4 protein-coding genes are annotated in these 3,616 nt (G+C 56.9%); 2 read left to right on the top strand and 2 right to left on the bottom strand.

Annotation, left to right across the window (positions count from 1 at the left end; genetic code table 11):
- Positions 1–433, top strand: a 433-nt coding sequence (locus EZV60_RS18860; protein ID WP_135507614.1) for a DDE-type integrase/transposase/recombinase, incomplete at its 5' end; no start/stop codon positions are given.
- Between the two features lie 84 nt (positions 434–517).
- Here EZV60_RS18860 and EZV60_RS18855 read toward each other — a convergent pair.
- Both EZV60_RS18855 and EZV60_RS18850 read right to left on the bottom strand, forming a co-directional pair.
- Positions 518–910, bottom strand: a complete 393-nt coding sequence (locus EZV60_RS18855; RefSeq protein ID WP_135507612.1) for a hypothetical protein — start codon at positions 908–910, stop codon at positions 518–520.
- Positions 911–1,082: 172 nt separating this feature from the next.
- Complete coding sequence (locus EZV60_RS18850; protein WP_135507610.1) at positions 1,083–1,748, bottom strand: sulfotransferase family protein; 666 nt, start codon at positions 1,746–1,748, stop codon at positions 1,083–1,085.
- Between the two features lie 100 nt (positions 1,749–1,848).
- On the opposite strand from EZV60_RS18850, the gene EZV60_RS18845 reads away from it, so the two are divergent.
- A complete protein-coding gene (locus EZV60_RS18845) occupies positions 1,849–2,814 on the top strand; it encodes a LysR family transcriptional regulator (RefSeq protein WP_135507608.1) in 966 nt (321 codons plus the stop codon).
- Positions 2,815–3,616 lie beyond the last annotated feature (802 nt).

Raw genomic sequence — 3,616 nt, 5'->3', positions numbered from 1 at the left:
CGAGACCCATTATATGTGGCGCGCCTTTGATCACGAAGGCGAAGTTCTTGATGCCCTAGTCACCAAACGTCGAGATCGCAAAGCAGCATTGAAATTCCTACGTAAATTGATGACGCGTTACGGTCAGCCGGAAAAGATCGTCACCGACAACCTGCGGTCATACGGCGCCGCAATGAAGGAAATCGGGAACGCAGATCGGCAGCGCACGGGTCGCTGGCTGAACAACAGGATAGAAAACTCACACCTGCCATTTCGACGACGAGAACGCGCGATGTCTCGTTTCAGGCGCATGCGAAGTTTGCAGAAATTTGCCGCCGTTCACTCTTCAATCCACAACTTGTTCAATTCGGAGCGCAGCCTCTACAGCAGACAGAATTTCAAGCGGAACCGCGCCGCTGCTCTGGCCGAGTGGCGCAATCTCTACATCGCATAAGTGACAGCATCACTGTCCAAGTAGAGACGAGTTCGAATCCGTCTGACAGCTCCTTTCGAACAGTTTGGCTGCTTGGAGAGGGCGTCAGCGATGACCCAAGACCACTGGTATGTTTCCAAGTGCCGCTTTGATGTCGTAGAAAGAGAAAACCGGGGTTGAAATGACACCTGCTGCGGCCATGCCGTTTGCCAATGCGGGATCGGTCGCCCAGGCTCGCGCTCGTTGCATCGTGTCCCATTCGAACCACACGGTGACCACGTTCTCATCGTTCGGATTGTGCAGAATGTGAGCCGCAATTTCACCCATCGCACGACGGGTTGGAAGAGCGTGGTCGAAGAGCACCTGCCATCGATCAAAATCTTCGACCTCGTGGGTCACGAACATCCAAACTTCTTGGGACCAAGCGGCTGACGCTGAAAGCACAGCCAGAGCGGTGTAGACGCTGATCACAAATTGGTGGCAATGCGTTGTCATCATCGATTTCCTCCAATTCATTGTCACGCGATCACAGTCAGAATATCACGGGTGGCCGACGGACAGGTCCAGAAATTCTGACTAGGCATTACTGCCTGCATAGTTGGCTTTCAGCGTGCCGAGCGGGCTCTCGATACCCTTTTGGGCACCATGAACCTTCGTAGACCGAACGGTGTCAGTCTGTCGCCTCGACCGCCACGCGGGACGGAGTCTCCGGCTCGCCGCCGAAATGCGCCCAGAACTCATCGCGGGCATGGGAGCGTGGGAATGGCGCGTCCGGGACGGGCACGTCGAGGAAGCGGCAGAGCGGCTCCCAGCCGTCGGCAACATTGAACACAAGGAGACGTTCGGCTGGAATAAGCTCCCGCACACGGGCGTTGTTTGCGCGATAACCGGCAATTGCGCTGTCGCGATCGGAGAAATCGCTGAAGGTGCGAGAAGGCAAGCCGGCTTTCATCGTCCCGAAGATGTCGGCAAATTCGGGTGGTAACTCAAGTGTATCCAGCACGGCGAAGAACTTGCCGATGGTGCTGTTGTAGCTGGCCCACCAGTCGTCCTCTGGGCGCTCGGTATGGATAACCTTGGCATCGGGAAAGGCGATAGAGGCTTCCTGCCAGTACGCCGCGCCGGGCCAGTCGACCTGCGACACGTAGCCATTATAGACCTCTGCCCAATCGACGTCCTGACCGGCGAAGATGGCCTTCCAGTGCGCAAGCTGTTTTGGATATGCCATCACTTCGGTCATGTGGTGGGTTGGGCCGAAGCCGAGCATTCCGAGGGCCTGTTTCATCGTCATAGTACCTGTGCGGCCAAAACCGGAGCCGATTACCTTGAGGGCCATCGCATTGATCCTTGTGATTTAAGGTTTGGTGTTGCGCTCCGGAGTGTCATCCTTGTCTCATGAAAAGCGCTTCTCGGGAAACGAAACGGATTCAGGGCCAATGAACGAAATTCAACTCCATCGGATCGACCTGAATCTGCTTGTCACATTCGAGGCGCTGATGGAGGAGAGCACGCTGACCGCAGCAGCCGACCGACTGGCTGTCACACCGTCTGCGGTGAGCCATGCGCTCGGGCGGCTCAGAACACAGCTGAATGATCCACTCCTGGTGCGGGTTGGCGGACGCATGCAGCCAAGCCCATACGCGCTGCAGTTGATCGAGGACGTGCGCCCTCTGCTTCGCGGTCTGCGCCGGATGCTTGCGCCGCGTCATCCTTTCGATCCACAAACCAGCGACCGGGTATTTCGGATCATGATGCCGTCGACATCGTCGTTGGTTGCGGCGATCTTGGCCCGGGCCTGGAAGGAGGCCCCCGGGGTGACGCTCGAATGGTTGAACGTCAGCACACAGGTTTATGACGCGGTGGCCGATGGGCTGATCGACGTCGCACATGTGGGCGGGGATCTGCGTTTGCCAGAGGGCCTCGAAGAACAGGAAATGGAACCGTTCACATGGTACACCTTCGCCCGCGCGAACCATCCAGCATTACTGGATTGGGGGACAGAGGCTTGGGCTAAATGGCCGCATCTGCAGGTCAAGATTGCCACCAACACCTCAAGCCCCGTGGATGCCCGCAATGACGATCCCGCGACCGCGCGGCGTATCGGCGCGAAGATCGGCGAGTTTTCCGCGGTCGGGGCGGTCCTTGCCGGGACGGACCTTCTGACAACTTTGCCAGCAGTGTTGATGGCGGACCAGACGGAACTGCACAGTCTGCGTGCGATGCACCCTGTTGTGACGCCGGAGCGCTTTCCAGTGCGCTTCGTCTGGTCGTCACGGCTCAGCCGCGATCCTGGGAATTTGTGGCTCAGAGACCTACTGATGGATACCTACGAGACGGTCCAGGACAAGGCCAATTCACAGATTGAAGCGCAAGTGGTGGGACCTGTGGCGCCACCGACCTGATCGCCGGTGAGCACGTCTGATATTCGATATTTACCGCCCCTCGAGAGAGTAACGGCGAACTACCTCTTCACCACCCACCAAACGCTCGTCAATCGTATCCCGGATGTTATTGCCGCCGCGCTCTGGCTCTGTTCGCAAGATAATTTAGGTCCTGCAAGATACAGGCATCATTAAGCGCACCGCCGCTAGCGAATGTCCTCTAGAAAAAGATCTTCAAACAGTTGAGATAGCCGCATAGGGCAACTTCGGCTGCTTCGGGCTCGGAGCCTACCTGCGGCGGTGCAGATAAATTCCTTGTTGCAGGCTCAGTTGAATGTCGGCTTTCACTGAAGCCCCGTGGCCGGTTCGCGTTTGCAGAGAATGACGGCTGCCCGCCCTTAATGATTGATACTGCCCACGTCACCTAAGTCGCCTTTGGGCTCAAAGCGGTGGTTAGCCGCGCTTCGTTCGTAGGTCTGCAATGCAGCAGGATGCGGCCATTACGGTAGAGGCCGTAGCCAGAAATTGTATTTCTCTATTCAATTTCCGTTCGCTGCAAAGAAAGGCTCCCTCTCCGATCCCATGCCAAAGTCAATAGTCTTTACCCCTCCCCCACCCGGATGATCCGGATGTAGAGCTGTCAGCAATTTGCAGCTTCAGATAGATCGGATCTTATAACGCAGATCACTTTGTCGATGCTTAAAGATCCATCGAGCCAGCGGCGTGAACCGCGCCGGTTTTGCCGGAGGCTGGTTGATGTAAGTTACGCGGCCATTGTCTGAGTTTCCAGAGCCGAGTGGTAGTTTGCTTCGGCCTCTGCTGG

It is taken from the genome of Roseovarius aestuariivivens (assembly GCF_004761875.1).
GTDB classification, from domain to species: Bacteria; Pseudomonadota; Alphaproteobacteria; order Rhodobacterales; family Rhodobacteraceae; genus Roseovarius; species Roseovarius aestuariivivens.
The sequence above is the reverse complement of the archived record's forward strand: the minus strand, read 5'-3'. Positions and strand labels throughout refer to the sequence as shown.